This is a genomic window from Paenibacillus tritici, from assembly GCF_018207515.1.
Lineage (GTDB): Bacteria > Bacillota > Bacilli > Paenibacillales > Paenibacillaceae > Paenibacillus_AQ > Paenibacillus_AQ tritici.
In genome coordinates, this window is record NZ_CP073365.1 from 6,196,088 (window position 1) to 6,210,778 (window position 14,691).

Annotated in this window: 17 protein-coding genes; all 17 read right to left on the minus strand. The window is 53.3% G+C overall.

The window, feature by feature from the left end; translation table 11 throughout:
- Positions 1–8: 8 nt before the first annotated feature.
- A complete protein-coding gene (locus KDC22_RS26520) occupies positions 9–968 on the minus strand; it encodes an ABC transporter permease (protein WP_211720915.1) in 960 nt (319 codons plus the stop codon).
- 263 nt (positions 969–1,231) lie between these two features.
- On the minus strand, positions 1,232–1,498 hold the full coding sequence (locus KDC22_RS26525) for a hypothetical protein (protein ID WP_209994007.1): 267 nt from the start codon (positions 1,496–1,498) through the stop codon (positions 1,232–1,234).
- Between the two features lie 129 nt (positions 1,499–1,627).
- The gene (locus KDC22_RS26530; protein ID WP_211720916.1) at positions 1,628–1,960 is read right to left on the minus strand and encodes a DUF3139 domain-containing protein; all 333 of its coding nucleotides are present in this window, start codon (positions 1,958–1,960) and stop codon (positions 1,628–1,630) included.
- Positions 1,961–2,589: 629 nt separating this feature from the next.
- A complete protein-coding gene (locus KDC22_RS26535; RefSeq protein WP_211720917.1) occupies positions 2,590–2,886 on the minus strand; it encodes a hypothetical protein in 297 nt (98 codons plus the stop codon).
- 200 nt (positions 2,887–3,086) lie between these two features.
- Positions 3,087–4,073: an SIS domain-containing protein gene (locus tag KDC22_RS26540; RefSeq protein WP_425517078.1), complete on the minus strand. Its 987-nt coding sequence runs from the start codon at positions 4,071–4,073 to the stop codon at positions 3,087–3,089.
- A 155-nt stretch (positions 4,074–4,228) separates the two neighbouring features.
- Positions 4,229–5,686 (minus strand): NAD-dependent malic enzyme, encoded by a 1,458-nt coding sequence (locus KDC22_RS26545; RefSeq protein WP_211720919.1) that lies wholly within the window; start codon positions 5,684–5,686, stop codon positions 4,229–4,231.
- 42 nt (positions 5,687–5,728) lie between these two features.
- Complete coding sequence (locus KDC22_RS26550) at positions 5,729–6,928, minus strand: MFS transporter (RefSeq protein WP_211720920.1); 1,200 nt, start codon at positions 6,926–6,928, stop codon at positions 5,729–5,731.
- Positions 6,929–6,952: 24 nt separating this feature from the next.
- Positions 6,953–7,606: an amino acid ABC transporter permease gene (locus KDC22_RS26555; protein ID WP_173132302.1), complete on the minus strand. Its 654-nt coding sequence runs from the start codon at positions 7,604–7,606 to the stop codon at positions 6,953–6,955.
- Positions 7,557–8,285: an amino acid ABC transporter permease gene (locus tag KDC22_RS26560; RefSeq protein WP_211720921.1), complete on the minus strand. Its 729-nt coding sequence runs from the start codon at positions 8,283–8,285 to the stop codon at positions 7,557–7,559. Before KDC22_RS26560 ends, KDC22_RS26555 begins: the two co-directional genes overlap by 50 nt.
- 26 nt (positions 8,286–8,311) lie before the next feature.
- A complete protein-coding gene (locus tag KDC22_RS26565) occupies positions 8,312–9,052 on the minus strand; it encodes an amino acid ABC transporter ATP-binding protein (protein WP_173132296.1) in 741 nt (246 codons plus the stop codon).
- 31 nt (positions 9,053–9,083) lie between these two features.
- On the minus strand, positions 9,084–9,986 hold the full coding sequence (locus KDC22_RS26570; RefSeq protein ID WP_173132293.1) for a transporter substrate-binding domain-containing protein: 903 nt from the start codon (positions 9,984–9,986) through the stop codon (positions 9,084–9,086).
- Positions 9,987–10,026: 40 nt separating this feature from the next.
- Positions 10,027–10,455, minus strand: a complete 429-nt coding sequence (locus KDC22_RS26575; protein WP_173132290.1) for a secondary thiamine-phosphate synthase enzyme YjbQ — start codon at positions 10,453–10,455, stop codon at positions 10,027–10,029.
- Positions 10,443–11,315 (minus strand): amidohydrolase family protein, encoded by an 873-nt coding sequence (locus tag KDC22_RS26580; protein ID WP_211720922.1) that lies wholly within the window; start codon positions 11,313–11,315, stop codon positions 10,443–10,445. Before KDC22_RS26580 ends, KDC22_RS26575 begins: the two co-directional genes overlap by 13 nt.
- A gap of 38 nt (positions 11,316–11,353) precedes the next feature.
- Positions 11,354–12,139 (minus strand): fructoselysine 6-kinase, encoded by a 786-nt coding sequence (gene frlD, locus KDC22_RS26585; RefSeq protein ID WP_211720923.1) that lies wholly within the window; start codon positions 12,137–12,139, stop codon positions 11,354–11,356.
- Positions 12,140–12,461: 322 nt separating this feature from the next.
- Positions 12,462–13,202 (minus strand): UTRA domain-containing protein, encoded by a 741-nt coding sequence (locus KDC22_RS26590; protein WP_173132280.1) that lies wholly within the window; start codon positions 13,200–13,202, stop codon positions 12,462–12,464.
- Between the two features lie 206 nt (positions 13,203–13,408).
- Complete coding sequence (locus KDC22_RS26595; RefSeq protein WP_173132277.1) at positions 13,409–13,822, minus strand: cupin; 414 nt, start codon at positions 13,820–13,822, stop codon at positions 13,409–13,411.
- Positions 13,819–14,655 carry a sugar phosphate isomerase/epimerase family protein gene (locus KDC22_RS26600; protein WP_211720924.1) on the minus strand — a complete coding sequence of 279 codons (837 nt, stop codon included), beginning with the start codon at positions 14,653–14,655 and terminating at the stop codon, positions 13,819–13,821. Before KDC22_RS26600 ends, KDC22_RS26595 begins: the two co-directional genes overlap by 4 nt.
- Positions 14,656–14,691 lie beyond the last annotated feature (36 nt).

Genomic DNA, 14,691 nt, shown 5'->3' on the forward strand with positions numbered 1-14,691 from the left:
TTCTTCACCTACCAGAGACCGTTGCCGGTGTATTTTTTGCTGAGCCGGTTAGAGATTACAATGAGGAGCAGGCCCACAACCGAGTTGAATAATCCGACTGCTGTAGCCATGTCGTAACGGCCGTTCAAGATCCCTTCCCTGTAGACATAGCTGTTAATGACGTCTGCCGTCTCGTAGGTTGCAGGCTGATAGAGCAGAATAATCGCCTCATAGCCGACCTCCAGCAGACTGCCGATCTTCAGAATCAGCATGATCATGATCGTAGGCAGAATTCCCGGCAGGGTCACATTAAGCATGCGCTTCCATTTATTAGCTCCGTCTACCACCGCCGCCTCATAGAGATCCGTATTGATGCCTGCCAGCGCTGCAATGTAGATAATGGCAGAGAAGCCCATTTCCTGCCAGATGCCCATCGAGATGAAGATGGTGCGGAAATACTCCGGCACGGCGAGGAAATAAATTTTCTCGAAGCCCAACTGCTCCAGCAGAAGGTTAACAATCCCGTTGCCGGGTGCGAGCAGATTGGTTACGATGCCGCACACAACGACAACGGAGATAAAGTGGGGCAGGTAAGTAATGGTCTGTACCATTTTTTTGAACATGGCGTTCTTCACATCATTAAGCAGCAATGCCAGCAGGATCGGCGCCGGAAATGCGAATAACAGGCTGTACAAGCTGATCAGTAGCGTATTCTTCAGCACCCGCAGGAAGTAATCGCTCTGCAGGAATGTTTCAAAGTGGCTGAAGCCTGCCCACGGACTGCCCGCGATGCCCTGAAAAACGCTGTAATCCTTGAAGGCAATCTGCAGCCCGTACATCGGCTTAAAGGCAAACAGGATATACCATAATACAAAAGGCACAAGGATCGCATACAGGAACCAGTCCCTGCGCAATGTCTTCCCCAGGCCCCCGGTCTTGACCGTTAATGCCGGCAAGCCGTTCTGACTCTCCTTAATCCGAAGTTTCATCACTTTTCTCTTCCTTCCTTGGCTGCCTGCTCGGCCGCCGCTGTCGTAACTTTATTATAAGTAGCGGCACTGCAAGCCATAAGGCAAAATCCGATTGTAAGGGACGGATATTCAACTGTAACCGGGTTCACCCGGATTGCACGAGTGATCCGAAGGCTTGTGTAAGCCACATTCTGCCCACAGCAAAAAACACCCGCAGCAGGAGAACTATCTCCAGTCTGCAGGTGTTCGGGTAGTATCGTTTCTGCCAAGATCAGGATAAGCTAGAAGCTGCGGCTGTCCTGAACATGAATATAGTTAATGCCTTGCGCAGTCAGCTTGGAGCCGCTTGTATTCACGACACGGACCGCTTTTTTGCCTTTGCCGCTGAGGGAGAAGCTGATATTATTAGCCAGCTTGTTCTCCACAATCTGTTCGAGCGCACTGTGGAATCCGCCAACCGTAATGCCCTCCAGGTTCTCCAGTACCGGTTCTTTGCCCTCTTCAATCGTCTTGAGAATTTGATAGATTAACGACTTGCTTCCGTCCATCCTGATTCGCCTCCTGCATCAATTGTGAGCGTTTACACAACACTAGCCTTACATGCGGACTTTTCCCTCTGTATATCTATTCTCTTATTCGACAACACAGAACTTTTACCTCTTTTTGGAATCCAATCTTCAATAAAAAGTCTCATCTATATGATTTCCGTACAAGCTGCTGACTCCAATCAGCCTGAACGTTCCATTCACTTTGGCATAGGTATAGTTCTGATTGGGTTCATCCTTATAGCGTACCTCCGCTTCATAATCGCCCGATTTGAAGCTGTAGACTCCCCGGATCTCCTGAATGACTGATGCGGGATAAGCTCTGGTATGAACCAGATACTCCCTGACTTCGCTTGCGATTTGGCTTCTTTTATAAGGCAACCCGGTTAGCGACACATAGATTCCCCCCGCAACTATAGCGAGTACTACGCCAGCAATGGTCATAGTCCGGTTCGTAAGCCTCAAGCGATAACCCCCATTCAGCATTTGGTTTGTTAAGGCGGATGTGAAAATAACATTATTTTACATCCGTCTTTCTATTTTAGCATACGGATTGTAGATCGACTACTATTGGCCCCCGTCCGGGGAATTCTGGTGCATTAATGCTCCTCATTTGCTCATTTGGGTAGCGTCCGGGGAATTCTGGTGTATTAATACCTCTCATTTGCTTATTTAGCCGCCGTCCGGGGATTTCTGGTGCATTAATACCTTTCATTTGCTCATTTAGCCCCCGTCCGGGGAATTCTGGTGTATTAATACCTCTCATTTGCTTATTTAGCCGCCGTCCGGGGAATTCAGGTGCACTAATGCTCTTCATTCGCTCATTTGGGCGGCGTCCGGGGAATTCAGGCGCACTAATGCTCTTCATTTGCTCATTTGGGCGGCATCCGGGGAATTCAGGTGCACTAATGCTCCTCATTTGCTCATTTGGGCCGCGTCCGGTGAATTCAGGTGCACTAATGCTCTTCATTTGCTCATTTGGGCCGCGTCCGGGGAATTCTTTCCCGAAAATTAAAAAAAGCACCCGCCAAGGTGCCTCTTGCTCTACCGCTACTTCCCCGTTCGTTCACCGCATAGCCGGTTCGTTGCCGGGTTCAACTTAGCGTCAGCCACGCCCAGCGGAACAGATAGCCCGCAATCCACAGCAGTGCTGCAATCACGATGAAGGCCACAGTGTATCCCCACCACCTTAGCGGCTTCTCCTTGTAGAATTTGAGAACCAGCAGCGAGGCAACAATCAGGGCTGCCGACGGGATGCCCAGTATTTGCAGCAATATCGCATTCAGTATATCTAAGATCCATACTTGGTCAGACCACTTGCTTAACAGCAGAATATAGAACAACAATGCCGCGATATTCACCCCGATCGCGCTGATCCAAAGTATTCTCACAGGCTTAACCACGGTCCCACCCCCATACTCTCTCTTATTACCCCCACACCGGGAGTTTGCAGCAGAGCAGGCACAATGACCGTAAATCGGCGCGAAGGCAATCCTTCCACACGTAAAAACGGCGGACCTTCCAGAGCAAACTGCTCCGGGAGGTCCGCCGCCTAAATTAAAAGCTCCGGTAATTCTCAGTCTGATGATTCTTAATAAGGGACTTTGAACATGTAACGGCGGTCTTCCAGCGGATGGTTGCGGGCCGCAGCCAGCTCAACCGCATAGACACGAAGGATAAAGTTGAGTGCAAGCGGAGCAAGGTATCCCTTCATCTCTTCGTCCACGCCGGTCCAGTCCAGTTCTTTGGCGTCAAGCACCAGGAACTTCTCCCCATGCTCCTTCAGGAATTTCAATGCCCGCTCTTCCATCGGACGGGTCTCGTCAAGTCCCATCAACAGAATGAATGGCATTTGCTTGTCCAGAATCTCGAACGGCCCATGGAAGAATTCGCCGGCATGAATCGCATGGGAATTGATCCATTGCATCTCCATTAAGATGCAGATTGCGAAGGAGTAGGCAATGCCGTAATTGGAGCCGCTTGCCATAGTGTAAATAACGGATTCATCTTTGTAGGCCGCAGCGAATTCTTTGCCCGGAGCCGTATAGTTGGTTTTGATCGACTTCATGACGGCATCGAGATGCGGCAGGCTCGCCAGCAGCTGCTCATACTTCTTGTTGCCTTCCTTAACGTACAGCAGGCCCATCGTCAGGCGATACAGAATCGCGTAGTTGGCGATCTCCGGATGCGGGTCAAGCTCGCCCGGAGGCGCCCAGCTGTAATTGACGATATAGTCGGACTCATCGGCCAGCGGCGCAGTCTCAACGTACATGAGGGAGACGGTCAGCGCGCCTTTGCTCTTGGCAAATTTCGCAGCTTCCGTTGTCTCCGGCGTCTTGCCTTTGTGGGAGCAGAGGATCACCAGTGAATTCTCGCCGAGCGTTGCCGGATTACGATAGATGAATTCATTGGAGTTGAACACCTCGGCTGAGATGGATTCCGATTCACGGTCAATGAAATATTTGCTCGGATACATCAGGGCGGAAGAACCCCCGCAGGCAACCAGGAATACCCGGTTGATCGTTCTTGCCTTATAAGCCTCTAGAATTTGGTTCACTTGATCTTGCGCAGTTTGCAATACGTTCGCTACACTCACAGTTTCGTCCTCCCAGCTTTAACTTGTTATATGTTGTCTTATATATACTTATACATTTGTTGGCGCAAAATGTCAATGCCTTTTTTCTCAAAATCCTCTGCTTCAGCCATGCCGGGGGCTGTCATCCAGAATCCTCTTCAACCCGATAGACCTGAAGCTGTAGGCACAACGCTCCTGTCTTCAGGTGTAAGACCACGGAAATCCGGCGGCACCCGTCTTGCGGCTCCGGTCTGAATAGCCGCCCCGATAATGGCGGCTCTTACGTCGGCAACCACCCGTTCGTTGAAGATACTCGGCACAATGTACTGCTCGTCCAGCTCAGAGGAGCCGACGACCCCGGCAATCGCCCGTGCAGCCGCGAGCTTCATCGTCTCATTAATCCCACTGGCCCGGCAGTCCAGCGCACCGCGGAATACCCCGGGGAACACCAGCACGTTATTGATCTGGTTCGGATAATCGCTTCGTCCTGTAGCGAAGATACGGGCATACGGCAGGGCCTCCTCCGGCGAGATCTCGGGCTCGGGATTGGCCATCGCGAACACGATCGGGTCCGCCGCCATGCTCTGGACGTCACTAGATACCAGTACTTTGCCGCTGGAGACACCGATAAACACATCCGCCCCTGCAATGACCTCAGAGAGTGCGCCGCCGCGCGAGCCGACCTGCGGCTGCATGCTTAACCACTGCCACATGGGCTGCTCGTAACAGCCTCCCCGCACGAGGGCGCCCTCGCGGTCCACCGGCGTCAGCTGGCGCACCCCGGCAGCGAGGAGCATTTTACAGATCGAGACTCCAGCCGCACCGATTCCATTCACGACGATCCGGACATCCTCCATCCGCTTGCCGACCACCTTCAGCGCATTAAGCAGCCCCGCCACTACGACAATAGCCGTGCCATGCTGATCATCATGGAACACCGGGATATCCAGCTCCTCCTGGAGACGGCGCTCGATCTCGAAGCAGCGCGGAGAGCTGATATCTTCGAGATTGATGCCCCCGAAGATCGGACTGATCGCCAGCACGGTGCGGATAATCTCCTCCGTGTCCTGCGAATCGAGACAGATCGGGAAGGCGTCAACATCAGCCAGCTGCTTGAACAGCATCGCTTTGCCCTCCATCACAGGCGCAGCTGCATAAGGACCGATGTTCCCGAGACCCAGTACAGCTGTGCCGTCCGTAATCACCGCAACCGTGTTGCGCTTTATCGTAAGCGAGTAGGCTTTCTTCGGGTCCTCGGCAATGGCCGAACACACTCTCGCAACCCCTGGCGTATAGACGCGCGACAAGTCATCGCGGTTCTTCACCTGCATTTTGGGCTGAACCGCGATTTTGCCCCCGAGATGAGCCAGGAAGGTCCGGTCCGACAGATGGATAACCGAGATGCCATTCATTGCCCGGATCGCGCCGATCAAGGCTTCACTGCCTTCCTGCCCGGCCTGGACCGTAATATCCCTTATAGAAGAACCGGCCCCGGAGCTGACCGCATCAACGGCTACGATGTCACCGCCGAACCGGCTGACCGTCTGGGCCACCTCGGCGAAGGAGGTCCGCTCATGATTGAATTCCATGCGAAGCATCAAGCTTTCATATCCCATCCGCGTCTCTCTCCTTCTGTCCTGAATTGAACTTAAGCGAACTTAGGTTGTGAAATTACGCAGCCGCTCAGCCTGCGACCGGCCCAGTAATGCGAAGCCCGCTGCCCCAATCACGCTGAGCACAGCTGCGCCGCCGAACAGAAGCCGGTAACCGCCTGCTTCGATGACATAGCCTCCGATATTGCTTGCCGTAATCCCGGCAATATTGGTGTAGACGATGATGAAGAGCGAATGCGCCGTTGTCTTCGTATGCGCCGGGCTTGTGTCGTAGGCATAATTAATGCCTGTCGCCAGGAACAGCGCATAGGTAATGCCCGACAGAACCTGATTCATCATCAGAATTCCGAAGGCCGGTTCCAGCGAGAGAATATACCAGCGCAGCGCCCCGGCCAGGGACACCAGCGACAGCGTGCGCACATAACCCAGCCTGCGGATAATGACGCCCGAGAAGAGGAAGACAGGGATCTCCGCGATCGAAGAGATCGTGTACAGGATGCCGAGCTTGCCGGAAGCCTCCCCTCCGAGGTGGCTGATATATACCGAAAAGAATGCATTGTTCAACTGCGGGCCGATCGCCGCAATGAACACCGGGATGAGGAACAGCAGAAACCGCCGTTCCTTCAGGAGCGGGAGCATTTCCCTGAACAGTCCGCCCCGCCCGGCCGGCTTCTCTTCATCATCCCGCTTCTGTGTGTATTCGGTATCCAGCAGGAAGCTGAGCGCACACATCAGCATCATCGCCGCGACATAGGCGGGAAACATCACCCACAGGCCGTATTTGTCATACAGGAGACCGAACAGTGTAACAGACAGCCCGAAGCTAACCGAGCCGACGACCCGGATCGAGCCATAGCTGAGCGTATTCTTCTTCGCGTGACGGACGGTTACAGCGTCCACAACCGGAAGCGTTGCCGAAGCGAACACCGCCAGCACGATCGAGATGCCGACATAAGCGGCATAATACTGACCGGCGAAGGAATACAGCAGCATCACCCAAGGAGTGATGCCCATGCTGACAATGAGGACCTGCTTGGCAATGCCGTAATAATCAATCAGCATCCCCCATACGGGCTGCATGAGGAAGCCGACCAGCGGGCCGATCGAGAAGATGAATCCGATCTGCTGTGCGCTGAGTCCGTTCTCCGCGAACCAATAGCTTAAGAACGGCAGATAGGACGCATAAGCGATATAGAAAAAATAGTTATACACATGCATCGAGTATTTCCTGATGCCTCTTGCCATAGGCGCCTCCCTCTGTATCCGTAACTAGCGGTAGGACCGTTCCAGACGTTTGGCCAGCATGGATAGCGGGAAACAAATGACGAAATAGACAGCCAGCACCAGCGTATACATCTGCGATGCGACAGATAACCCCTCCATCAGCTCCACACGTTCAATGACGAGTTGAACAGACTTGAGAAAATCCTGGTTGCCGATCAGCACCGACAACGAGGTGGATTGGATCAGATTGGACATCAGCCCGATGACCGAGGGCAGCATCCGGCGAACCGCCTGAGGCAGGATGACGTAACGCATCGTCTGGACTGTGCTTAGGCCAAGGGCGACGCTTGCTTCCGTCTGCGCCTTCGGAATCGACTGAATCGCACCCCGCACCGCAACGGATATATTCGCGCTGCTCCACAGGCTAAGCGCAATCATGGCGGAGATGTAGCTGTTTACATGGACTCCAAGCTCAGGCAGCAGGAAGAATACAAGGAACAGTGTAATGAGGATAGGCAATCCGCGGAACAGCTCCGCATAACCCCTCATGGTGAGCGACAGTGCCTTGTGATTCGACGTCTGCAGCACACCGGCCAGAATACCGAGAACGAGGGCGATACCCAGGCAGCTCAGGCTCAGCAAGAGGGTATTAATCAGCCCGTCGAGGAGAAAATTTAAGTTTTTGGATAATACCTCCATTGATGCCCCCGCCTTTCGTCGTCTTGGTCTTGTAATCCAGCTTGCGTTCGATGATCCGGAACAGATACGAGGTTCCCCAGATCAGGATCAGATAGATAACAGCGATTGTCGCCAGCATCTCATAGGTCTTGAAATCGTAGGCGATCCGGTCCATGGCCATGAACGTCAGCTCAGCAACTCCAATACTGGTCATATAAGCCGAGTTCTTGATCACCGAGACGGCGGTGTTGCTGAAGGCAGGGAAGCTGATACGGAAACCGAGCGGGATCATGATGAAGCGGACAATCTGCCATGTACTCATGCCAAGTGCCTGGCCGGACTCGATCATGGCGTGGGGAACGGCATCCGTGCCCCCGCGGAAATTCTCCGCCGCGAACGCGCCTCCCCAGAGAGAGAGCGCGATGATGCCGACAGCGACAGCCGATAATTTGATCCCTAATGCCGGAAGGACAAAATATAAATAGAATACATGCACAAGCAGCGGCGTATTACGGATCAGATCGACGTAGACCACTACAATCTGCGACAGCACGGGAATGCCAAGCGTCCGGATGACTGCACCGCTCATGCCGATGATGAGCGAGACGGCGATGCTTGTCACGCTGATCAGGACGGTCATTTTCAGACCCGTCAAGAGCAGCGGCAGCACATCCAGGATGTAACCGAAATCGAAACTCACGACCATGCACCTCCTCCTGGTGTAGACTACATGGCGTTCCGCAGGAACTGCCGGGTACGCTCTTCCTGCGGATTGCCGAATACCTGCTCTGGCGGGCCCTGCTCTACAATCACGCCCTGATCCATGAAGATGATCCGGTCTCCGACATCGCGGCCGAAGCCCATCTCATGGGTGACAATCAGCATCGTTGTGCCGCGGGCAGCCAGATCCTTCATTACATCCAGTACGTCGCGGACACGCTCAGGATCAAGCGCGGAGGTAACTTCGTCGAACAGCAGCACCTCAGGGTTCATCACGAGCGACCTGGCGATGGCCACCCGCTGCTGCTGACCGCCTGACAGCTGTGCCGGATAGCTGTCCTCCTTATCCAGCAATCCAACCTGATCGAGGAGTATCCGGGCCTGCGGCAGCACCTCGGTCTTCGAGCGGCCCTGGACCTTCACGGGAGCAAGCAGCAGATTCTCCATCACCGTCATATGCGGGAACAGGTTGTAGCTCTGGAAGACCATGCCGATACGCTGGCGGACCTTCTGTATCGCCTGGGGCGTATGCACGATCTTCTGATCGTCGATATACACCTCACCCCCGTTGATGGTTTCGAGCCCGTTGATACAGCGCAGCAGTGTGCTTTTGCCGGAGCCGCTCGGCCCGATGATGACGATAACCTCCTTCGCATAGACATCGATATCGACACCACGCAGGATTACATTCGTTCCATATTGCTTCTGCAGATTACGGATCGACAATTTCGGTTGACTGGTACTCATGCTGTTCCCTCCTCGGTTTGCCCGTAGCCGGTTACGGCCGCGGAATCATCTGCATCGGATCGAGATCGCCTGCCTGCGGCAAATATTCCTCAATCAGTGTCTTGAAATAATCTTCCTTGCGCATCTGCTCCAGTGCGCCGTTAACGAAATTCAGCATATCCGCCTCACCCTTCCGCACCCCAAGTGCCATTGGAGCAAAAGCGACCTGGTCGCCGATAATCGTATAATCCGTCGAAGTCTTCACGAATTCGGACATCAGCACCGCATCATGGAACATCGCATCCGCCCGTCCGTCCTTCAGCGCGCGGAACGCATCGGCATTGCTCTCTATCTTGATTTGTTTGGCTGTCGGCACATGCTCATCGAGGTAAGTCGAGCCTGTGGAGCCTTTAATCACAATCACGGTCTTGCCTGCCAGATCCGGGATCGCCTGGATGCCGCTGTCCTTCTTCACGACGGTCACAACGCCGCCGTCGAAGAAGTTCGTAGAGAAGTCAAGCTGCTGCTTGCGTTCTTCGGTCACCCCGAGCGTAGCGGCGATGAAGTCGATTTTGTTCGAGTCGAGATAAGGGATACGGTTTGTCGCGTTGACCGGCACGAATTCAACCGCATTCGCGTCCCCGAACGCATACTCGGCCATCTTCTTGACGACACCGATCTCGTAGCCGGCATTCTTCCCGTTCTCGTCCAGGTAACCGAGCGGCGGATAGTCGTTCTTCACGCCGACCACCAGCTTGCCGCGTTCCTTGACGGCTGCCGGAGGGGCAGGCACATCGGCGGAGGGTGCTGCCGCTGCTGCGTTGCCGGATGTTGCTGTTGCTGCTTCGCCTGTTTCCTTCGCCTGGTTTCCGCAGCCTGCTGCGAAGACCATCACCGCCATCGACACCATCAGCATCCATTTGCTCATTCCCGACTTGCCCATCAAGTTTCTCATTCTCCATCCTCGCTTTCATTCGCTCATAAGTTAGGTGTGCTTACTCCCCGATGACCTGGATATAGACCTTGCGGCTCTTCGGCCCGTCGAATTCCGCCAGATAGACATCCTGCGCATCGCCGGAGATCATCTGCCCGTCCTGCACGACGAACAGGCAGGAGTTGCCGGAGATCATTGATTTCAGATGTGACGGCGAGTTGCTGCCCGTTGCCCCGTACGAAGGGAGAAAGTGGGCATGGGCGTAAGGGAAATCCTTCGGCGCAAGCCGTTCGAGCAATTCTTCAATATCAGTCTCGACGCATTCCAGCCCTTCGTTGATCATAATGCCCGTTGTTGTATGGGCCGAGATGACGGCCGCGAGCCCGTTCTGCACTCCGCAGTCTGCAATGAACGAACGGATCTCCTCTGTAATCTTGATCATTTGGAATTCCGCTTCCGACCGGATGACGAGTGTCTTTAGTTTAACCATGGCCGTTCGTTCCCCCTTTCTCCAAGAAAGACCTGTGCATTGCCGCCAAGAATTTTCCCCAGCGTCTTCGGCCTGAAGTCCATCGCCTTAAGCGCCGGCAGCAGCCGTTTGGCTTTGAAGCGGGGGCTGTTCGTGCCGAACATGACCTTATCGTTCAAGTTACGCTCAATCCAGAGCGGGCCCATATTGGTCTTAAATACCTGCTTATAGAAATCCAGAGCATTATCCATGTGGAGCAGTGAAGTGTCGGTGAATACATTCGGATATTTCAGCAGCAGCATCACCGTCTCGTGCACCCACGGCCAGCCGAAGTGGGCCAGGCACATGCGCAGGTCCGGATACGCGATCACTACTTCCTCGAAGTTCAACGGGTGCGAATACTTCGCTGGCGCATCCGGCTCCCAGCTCATACCGGCATGGAACAGAATCGGTCGGTTGTACTGGAGGCACAGCTCATAGATTGGCTTCAAAATGTCGTCTTGCGGATAAAACTTCTGCTTGGACGGGTTCAGCTTCAGCCCCTGTAAGCCCAGCTCCCGGAAGGCATATTCCAGAACCTCCGCCGCATCGCTGCGGTGCGGATCGACGCTGGCGAAGCCGATGAACCGCTCGGGGGCAAGGTCAACGATGTGCTTGACGTCCTCATTGGTGACAATCCAGCCCCCGCTCTGCGTCGTCAGATCGAGAGGAAGCAGAATGGAGCGGTCAATTCCGTTATAGTCCATTTCCTGGAGTACAGATTCAAGAGGGCTGGGAGACTGTTTGAAGATGCCGAACTGCTCCTTGCGGTATTTCAGGATCTCTGTGTCTTCGCTGATTGCTTTGTAGAATATCGGGTGGGTATGAACATCAATGATCAACGGGTCCTTCCGCCTTTCCTCCGGCGTTGCTTCGCCGGTTAGTAGGGTTCAAACTTCGATACGACTTCAGCAGCCGTTCTTGCACCTTGCTTAAGAGATTCCTGGAGGGTCCAGCCGCTTAGCTGGCCGTACATGAAGCCTGCGCAGAATGAATCTCCCGCGCCTACCGTATTGACCACCTCAGCGGGTACAATGCCTTCCCGGTAGAACGTCTCTCCGTCATATGCCACACTGCCTTGCTCGCCCAGCGTTACAACGACAATGCGCGGCCCTTGGGCATGAGCCCACCGGATAAACGCTTCCATCTCATGGTCCTCCTGAAGATAAGAGAAGAAGGCATAATCGGTATGGGGCAGGATCGGTTCTGAAATATGGCGTGCCGTGCGTGTAGAGAAGTCATAGATAATCTGGACGCCCTGGCTGCGGAGACCGGCAAGATGGTGGTTAATCCGGCCTGACAGGTTCGTATGAATGGCCTGATGCTGAAGAATGAAAGCCAGATCGGCTTCGCTTAAGCCAAAATCACCCATGACCCCTTCGACCTTCTCCTTGTGGACTCTGTCGTTACCATTCAGATCCATGCGAAAGATAGCTGTACGCCCCTCTTCCCGGGTATGCATGTGAGATACATCAATCTGTTCTCTGCGAAGCTTGTCCAGCATAAGCGCTCCATAGGAATCATTGCCGACTACACTGACCATTGATGCGTCTGCACCTAACCGGCTCATATGAATAACGAAATCGACACTGTTCCCGGTGGGATACAACCGGTCTAAATTCTCGTATACGTCTATACAACAAAACCCAACACCTGCAACCTGCATATCGTCCCCCCAATCCTTAATAAGACAGCATAAGAGATAAGATTGTATATGTTGTCATATTATAATATATACCATCAAGAATTAAGCAAGTCAACGAAAAAATCAAATGTAAATGCTTTCTTTGTGTTATATATATGTTACATGTTGCGAATCCTCTTGAAAAAACGCGCAAAAAAAAGGTTCATGTGATTATTCATCACACAAAACCTTTGATTAAAGCCTATCTATTGGCTGATCCCCGCCTCTCTGCCTGATCCCGGCTTGGCAAGCTGCAGCAGACCCGTGACAGATTCAGACGGATGAATATGGCAGGTAGCCGGTGCTAGTCCTGGCCGCGTTTGCCTGTGTTGATGGTGAAAATGACCTTGCTCGCCACATAGATGGATTGCGAATAATGGAGCCGCCGGTCCTGGTTATCGTAGGTAATCTTGTCGAGCTGATAGAGCGGTGTTCCCCGGTCGCAATGGAACAGATTGCATTCAAATTCCGTTGCCAGAATGACTTCAAGGGTCTTCTCGGAGTACGTAGGCTCGATGTCGTAACGGTTCTTCATGATCTGATAGGTCGAAGGCGATTCGCCTATGAACTTCTCGAACTCCGGCATCAGGCCGAGGTGGAAATAGGAGACCTCGATGATAAAAGGCTGATTATCAATGAAGAGCAGCCGCTGCAGCTTCAGCACCGGATCACCGGGCTTGATGCGGAACGTCTCGGCCAGCTTCTCATCCGCCGGGATTACCCTATTCGATAGAATCTGGGCGCTCGGTGTCTTCCCCGAAGCCGTTGTCATGTCCGAGAAGCTGCCAACGGAGATCAGCTCCCGCTTCTCCTTCAACTCGCGTACATAGCTGCCCTTGCCTTGCTGGCTGTGCAGTACGCCTTCCTCCACCAGATCGGTGATCGCCCGGCGTACCGTAATCCGGCTTACCCCGTAGGTGCTGCCGATCTCAGCTTCAGGCGGCAGCTTCTGGCCCGGCTGGTAGACGCCCTTTTGAATGTCCTCTTTGATAATCTGCTTTAACTGCAGGTATAGCGGACTTTGACTGGATACATTTAATTTCATACCGCGACTCCTTTAACGTCCTAATCAAACCACGTTTATCATATCATATGTTGTCATATGTACTGTTCACTGTTTGTTATCATAGTACCATATTCTAAGATTCACAACAGGGCTTTATCATAATTTTGTGCACAACAATAAACAACCCGCACTTTGCAGGTTGTTTGTTGAATAATACTCTTCTATTATTGCAGGCCACTCCAGTTCTACAGGCTCCAGATCTCCCGGGCTCTGGCCTTCACATCCGCCAGCTCAGACGCCGACAGCGGGCAGTATTCACTGTTATCGTTGGAGGTATCGGCGTGCTGCACATAGGCGAGCTTGGAGTCCCGTTCAACAATCGTATAGAACCAGGTATTCTTCGGTACATTGTACACCTTGCCGATGTCCATGGGGATCAGCTCGATGCTGAACTTGCCGTCCTTGCGGTCCGCCACCAGCAGAATACTTCTGCCGTGAACCGGAATGAACTGTTCATCCGTCTCCAGATGGACCTCCAGCCGGTGAATCCCGTCGATGTCGTTATCCGGCTTCCAGTTCTTGATGCAGACGAGCCATTCCTTATTTTTATATACACATTCGATCCCTGTGCCCTCATATTCATATATATCAGCCTTCATCTAAGTACCCCCTGCTGCTCGAACCAGGCCAGCGAATTCCGCACCGCCTGCTCAGGGTCCAGCACATATCTCCGGTCAAGCAGCTCCAGACCCAGATATCCCTTGTATCCGCAGTCGCTCAGAGCCTGCAGCGCCTCACCCATCGGCAGCTTGCCTTCGCCGGGCACCAGATGTCCGCCGGGATTGCCGTCCACGAAATGCACGTACGTCATATTGTCACCAAGTTCGCGGATGAAGTCGTGAATGGTATCTTTTCCTGTCACCGCCATAACGTCTGTATCCGCCAGCCCCTTCAGGTTCGGACTGCCCACTTCCCGGATCATTTGGGCGATATGCCCTGCGGAGTTAAATACATGGGTAGAGTACGACGTAAATGCCTCCAGCGGTAAAATTACGCCTTCCTTCTCTGCGGTTCTGCAGATTTGTTCAAGCGATTCCCGGCACCAGTTCCACATGTCGGACTCCTCAGCGTCCAGATAAGCAAGGCCCGTAGTCACCAGCATCTGGTTGCAGTCCAATTGAACAGCCGTTTCGATATGCCGGCAAAAAAACTCCACGCTTGCCTTACGGTACACCGGGTCGGGATGGCTGATGCTAATCGGATATACGCTCTGCTCAGGAGTGAGACAGATGACCTTCAGCCCCCGGTCTTTGATGCTGTGCTTCAAGTCCCGCACATTCTGCGGCGTGTAGTAGTCCAGGTGGAAATGGGGGCCGGATGCCCACAGCTCAATATTTTTGAATCCCAGCCGGGCAGACGAGTCCAGGAAATAATTCAGCGAATACCGTTTGTAGTGAAAATTCGCAGTTGCGATCTGATCCAGTTGTATCATATTAGTTGAATCCTCCTTGTATGTTCTTCGGCTTCG

Excerpts from the sequence above, each read along its gene's own strand:
- KDC22_RS26520 (WP_211720915.1), bottom strand. The coding sequence starts at position 968 with ATGAAACTTCGGATTAAGGAGAGTCAGAACGGCTTGCCGGCATTAACG.
- KDC22_RS26525 (WP_209994007.1), bottom strand. The coding sequence starts at position 1,498 with ATGGACGGAAGCAAGTCGTTAATCTATCAAATTCTCAAGACGATTGAA.
- KDC22_RS26545 (WP_211720919.1), bottom strand. The coding sequence starts at position 5,686 with ATGGGATATGAAAGCTTGATGCTTCGCATGGAATTCAATCATGAGCGG.
- KDC22_RS26550 (WP_211720920.1), bottom strand. The coding sequence starts at position 6,928 with ATGGCAAGAGGCATCAGGAAATACTCGATGCATGTGTATAACTATTTT.
- KDC22_RS26555 (WP_173132302.1), bottom strand. The coding sequence starts at position 7,606 with ATGGAGGTATTATCCAAAAACTTAAATTTTCTCCTCGACGGGCTGATT.
- KDC22_RS26565 (WP_173132296.1), bottom strand. The coding sequence starts at position 9,052 with ATGAGTACCAGTCAACCGAAATTGTCGATCCGTAATCTGCAGAAGCAA.
- KDC22_RS26570 (WP_173132293.1), bottom strand. The coding sequence starts at position 9,986 with ATGAGAAACTTGATGGGCAAGTCGGGAATGAGCAAATGGATGCTGATG.
- KDC22_RS26575 (WP_173132290.1), bottom strand. The coding sequence starts at position 10,455 with ATGGTTAAACTAAAGACACTCGTCATCCGGTCGGAAGCGGAATTCCAA.
- frlD (WP_211720923.1), bottom strand. The coding sequence starts at position 12,139 with ATGCAGGTTGCAGGTGTTGGGTTTTGTTGTATAGACGTATACGAGAAT.
- KDC22_RS26590 (WP_173132280.1), bottom strand. The coding sequence starts at position 13,202 with ATGAAATTAAATGTATCCAGTCAAAGTCCGCTATACCTGCAGTTAAAG.
- KDC22_RS26595 (WP_173132277.1), bottom strand. The coding sequence starts at position 13,822 with ATGAAGGCTGATATATATGAATATGAGGGCACAGGGATCGAATGTGTA.
- KDC22_RS26600 (WP_211720924.1), bottom strand. The coding sequence starts at position 14,655 with ATGATACAACTGGATCAGATCGCAACTGCGAATTTTCACTACAAACGG.